Origin of the sequence: Methyloglobulus sp., assembly GCF_046714055.1 — a bacterium.
Lineage (GTDB): Bacteria > Pseudomonadota > Gammaproteobacteria > Methylococcales > Methylomonadaceae > Methyloglobulus.
Map to the genome: position 1 here is coordinate 1 of NZ_JBKKBJ010000035.1, position 4,124 is coordinate 4,124.

Consider the following 4,124-nt stretch of genomic DNA (forward strand, 5'->3'; position numbering starts at 1 on the left):
AATATCGTTTTAATCGACGCTTTAAGTCGGATGCGTTAGTGCCAAGATTAGTGCGTGCATCAGCCTTAACACCGCCGATGCCCGGACGGTTGCTAAAATTGGCTGAAGCTTATTGGTAATCAGATAAACCTATGTTGTAAGGACGTTATGCTACTTTCACAGTCTCGCTAGCAGAGTGTTGAAAAACACGTCCTAGTATTCGGGCTTGTTTTTCAGTAAGTGAAATAATAGATTGACGGTCAATGCGATCAACAAAAGCAGGATGCCTAGGGCTAAGCCCAATTCAAAATCACCTTTTCCGGTTTCCATGGCGATAGCGGTTGTCATGGTGCGCGTCGTTCCTTGTATATTGCCGCCCAGCATCATCGCGGCACCGACTTCTCCTATGGCTCGGCCAAATCCAGTTATGATGCCCGCGCTAATGACGTAACGTAATTCGCTCAAGGCGAGTATGATTTGTTGATGTGTTTTAGCGCCAAGAGTCTTTAGGGTGGTCAACATGCGTTTATCGGCAGAATCGACTGCCAGTAAAGTCATGTTCATGATTATGGGCAGAATAAGGCAGGCTTCACCCAGGATAACGGCATCCTCCGTATATAATAGACCGAATTCCCCTAATGACCCTTTACGGCTGAGCAGCCCATAAAAGATCAGGCCTATCATCACGGTGGGCATAGCCATCAGGGTATTGAGCGCGTGCCGGATGAACGATTTACCGATAAATTCTTTAATTCCTACCCAGATTCCCAGAAGTACGCCCAACAAACCAGAAAAGGTCGTTGCGATAAGCGAGATTTTCAATGAAGTCCAAACTATTTCGTAAACATTCGGGTCGAATTTCAATATAAGCTGAATGGCTACAGAGATAGAATCCGAGAAATAAGCCATTACACACTTAACCAGTGGCCTGATTTACCGCCTTCTTTTTCTAATAATCGTACTGATTGAATCACCATGCCGCGATCCATGCCCTTACACATGTCATAAATAGTGAGCAAGGCGATTTGCGTGGCGGTCAGCGCTTCCATTTCTACCCCTGTCTGTCCGATGGTTTTGACGGTAGACTGGCAACGCACCCTGTTGTTATCAAGCTCTGGGGTCAGGTCAATTTCGACATGGGTGATGAAAATAGGATGACAAAGCGGGATCAAATCCGCCGTTTTTTTGCAGCCCATAATCCCTGCTATTCGTGCTATGGCAAGTACATCACCTTTTTTATGCCCCATATCAATAATCAGTTTGAGGGTATCCCCTTGCATATCAATATAACCTTCAGTTATTGCTATACGTTGAGTGACCGATTTTTCGCTGATATCGACGATGTGGGCTTCACCCGCTAGATTAAAATGTGGTGTGTTTGTCATTTGTGAGTAAAATTTCCTTTTACAACAGTTTAAGGTATCTTGGTTTATGTGTTTATTGTGTGACTACGGGAATATCCATGTCAATTAAAGTCCGTTATTTTGCAAGCTTGAGTGAACGTGTGGGTCGGACTGAGAGTGACCTGGAGTTTATGCAAGCCATGACGGTACGGGACGTTTGGCAGCTTGATGCAATAGGAAAACCAATTCCCGATAATGTGCTGGCAGCAGTCAATATGGAATATGCTGATCTTGATTTCCATGTGCAAGATGGTGATGAAGTGGCGTTTTTCCCACCGGTAACTGGGGGGTTAAGTTGAAAGTAAAAATTTGCACAGAAGCTTTCAATCCCTGGCAAGAAACTCAGGACTATCAAGATACAGCAGCACTAGAAGCTTCAGCTAAATTTGGCGCAACCAGCATTTTTATAGGCACTATGCGGGACTACAATGACGGCGTTCATGTGCAAAGTATGACGCTAGAATATTATCCAGGCATGACAGAAAAACAGCTGGGAAAAATTCTTGCCGATGCTGGACAGCGCTGGCAAATCATTGACGCAACTATCGTACACCGGATCGGAGAAATCCGTCCTGATGATACGATTGTTTTGGTGGCAGTGTGGGCATCGCATCGGGGCGATGCGTTCGATGCCTGTCGATTCATCATGGAAGCCTTGAAATCGATCGCGCCGTTCTGGAAAAAGGAGGTGTTAAGCTCAGGTCAAACGCGTTGGGTTGAAAAAAATACCGATGGTTATCGGAAAACCTGATTAAAATTCGTGCGTCAAAGCAATAAGCATCGGCTTTGGCGTAGTATGCTGGTTACTTGTGGTAAGTTTCTGCCCTGTATTGCTGGCAGAAAACAAAAGCGTATCAATGAATCATTGCCCGCCTGAACAGCAAAAGACATTGCCGTTATCGTCAATGATAGCGACTCCCTAAGTGTTCAGGTTGTCAAATATTACCTGGAAAAATTTTATAGAAAATCGGCAGGATGTGATGTTTTACTTCACAGGATTAACGCTCGTACAGAAAATCACCCGAAATGTATATTTACCCAGCGCGGATGACGACCATTCAACTTCGGCTGGGACATTTTATCGGATAGCTCCCAAATGTCTATCCTTGATTGGCAGCAATCCGAGGCTACAGGCAGTTATGGTACGGGTTGTAGAATCTTTGGCGAAGCCCTTTCCCAAGCCGAAATAATAAAAAGCTAAGAAAACTCTGAATAAGTCCTTCGATAGGTTCAGGACGAACGGTGATGTGTCGATTCCGTTCGTAGTGAGTCCTTCAGCTAATTCAGGAGAGGCTTGTAGGGCTATGGGCGGCATCAACTTGTTCAGAGGTTCCCTAAAAAGCTGGCTTATCGTCTAAGGCCTTATAACGGTCAATGCTAGTGAGAATTTCTTCTTTTGCGTGGTCAATTCCAAACCAGCCTTCAATAATCACCCATTTGCCCGGCTCCAGATCTTTATAATGTTTGAAAAAATGGGAGATTTTCGACAACTTGTCGGCAGGGATGTCTTTGTAGGTACTGACACCATTGTAAGAAGGGGTGAGTTTTTGTACGGGTACGGCAAGCACCTTGCTATCTTCCCCGGCTTCATCAATCATCTTGAGCAAACCGATGGGCCGGCAACGGATCACAGAACCGCTCAACACCGGGTCGGGCGTGATAACCAAAACATCAACGGGATCACCGTCACCGGAGAGACTTTGCGGAATGTACCCATAGTTGCTTGGGTATTGCATGGCAGTCCCCATAAAGCGGTCAACGGTCAGCGCACCGGTATGTTTGTCGATTTCGTATTTTACCGGACTGCTATAAGCCGGGATTTCGATCACAACATTGATATCATCAGGAACATTCCTTCCGCTAGTGATTTTCATGGGTGGTAGGCATCCGATTTAATGAATAGTAGAATTGGCTTATTATAGCAGTTGCTGTTAACTTAAAAGAGAATCCGAATGCAGGGCCATTTACGAAAGATGCGTGCCAAGCTGGACAATCCAGTGCAGTATGAACTGCTGTTAAGCGATCAGGCTATTCCCTTGAACCCCTTGATTGGCAAGCCGATCAAACTGGTTTATTCCGGTAATATTTTTTGTGTGCATTGTGGACGGGCGACAAAAAAAAGCTTTAACCAAGGTTATTGTTATCCCTGTTTTATCTCGCTCGCGCAGTGCGATATGTGCATCCTGAAGCCGGAGACCTGTCATTATGCCGCCGGAACATGCAGGGAACCCGCCTGGGGGGAAGCGTTCTGTATGCAGCCCCACACCGTCTATCTGGCTAATTCCAGCGGCATCAAAGTCGGCATTACCCGCCAGAACCAGATACCGACACGTTGGATAGATCAGGGCGCAGTGCAGGCCTTGGCTATTTTTAAGGCGCAATCACGGTATGTTTCGGGGTTGGTTGAGGTTGTCATAGCCAAGCACATCAGCGATAAAACCAGTTGGCAACAAATGCTGAAAAATAATGTTGAGGTAGTCGATTTGGCTGCAAAACGCGATGAGCTTATGGTGATTTGCCAAGCAGAACTGGCTGAAATTGCCCAACGTTTTGGGACGCAGGCTTGTGAGTTTCTACCCAATGGACAGGAGGTAGACATTCACTACCCCGTAAATCGGTATCCCGATAAGGTCAAGTCCTTCAATTTGGATACCAACCCGGAAGTATCGGGAATTTTGGAAGGCATTAAAGGACAGTACCTGTTGCTAGATACTGGTGTGATTAACTTACGTAAATATTCAG

6 protein-coding genes and 1 pseudogene are annotated in these 4,124 nt (G+C 45.7%); 4 read left to right on the forward strand and 3 right to left on the reverse strand.

Translation table 11 applies throughout. From position 1 onward, the window contains the following. Nucleotides 1-119: pseudogene (locus ACLQ6D_RS02110) on the forward strand (IS1595 family transposase); the annotation flags it as partial. A gap of 73 nt (nucleotides 120-192) precedes the next feature. Here ACLQ6D_RS02110 and ACLQ6D_RS02115 read toward each other — a convergent pair. Both ACLQ6D_RS02115 and moaC read right to left on the reverse strand, forming a co-directional pair. Continuing rightward, nucleotides 193-888, reverse strand: coding sequence for an ABC transporter permease (locus ACLQ6D_RS02115; protein WP_411725605.1), 696 nt, complete (start codon nucleotides 886-888; stop codon nucleotides 193-195). Beyond that, nucleotides 888-1,364: a cyclic pyranopterin monophosphate synthase MoaC gene (gene moaC, locus ACLQ6D_RS02120; protein WP_411725607.1), complete on the reverse strand. Its 477-nt coding sequence runs from the start codon at nucleotides 1,362-1,364 to the stop codon at nucleotides 888-890. The genes ACLQ6D_RS02115 and moaC overlap by 1 nt, the downstream gene beginning before the upstream one ends. 77 nt (nucleotides 1,365-1,441) lie before the next feature. On the opposite strand from moaC, the gene ACLQ6D_RS02125 reads away from it, so the two are divergent. Together ACLQ6D_RS02125 and ACLQ6D_RS02130 are read left to right on the forward strand one after the other, a co-directional pair. Further along, nucleotides 1,442-1,681, forward strand: coding sequence for a MoaD/ThiS family protein (locus ACLQ6D_RS02125; protein WP_411725608.1), 240 nt, complete (start codon nucleotides 1,442-1,444; stop codon nucleotides 1,679-1,681). Continuing rightward, nucleotides 1,678-2,133, forward strand: coding sequence for a molybdenum cofactor biosynthesis protein MoaE (locus ACLQ6D_RS02130; protein WP_411725609.1), 456 nt, complete (start codon nucleotides 1,678-1,680; stop codon nucleotides 2,131-2,133). Before ACLQ6D_RS02125 ends, ACLQ6D_RS02130 begins: the two co-directional genes overlap by 4 nt. 583 nt (nucleotides 2,134-2,716) lie before the next feature. On the opposite strand, the gene ppa is transcribed toward ACLQ6D_RS02130, so the two are convergent. Continuing rightward, complete coding sequence (ppa, locus tag ACLQ6D_RS02135; protein ID WP_411725610.1) at nucleotides 2,717-3,256, reverse strand: inorganic diphosphatase; 540 nt, start codon at nucleotides 3,254-3,256, stop codon at nucleotides 2,717-2,719. Nucleotides 3,257-3,334: 78 nt separating this feature from the next. Here ppa and ACLQ6D_RS02140 point away from each other — a divergent pair. Beyond that, on the forward strand, nucleotides 3,335-4,124 hold a 790-nt coding region (locus tag ACLQ6D_RS02140; protein WP_411725611.1), incomplete at its 3' end, for a DUF2797 domain-containing protein.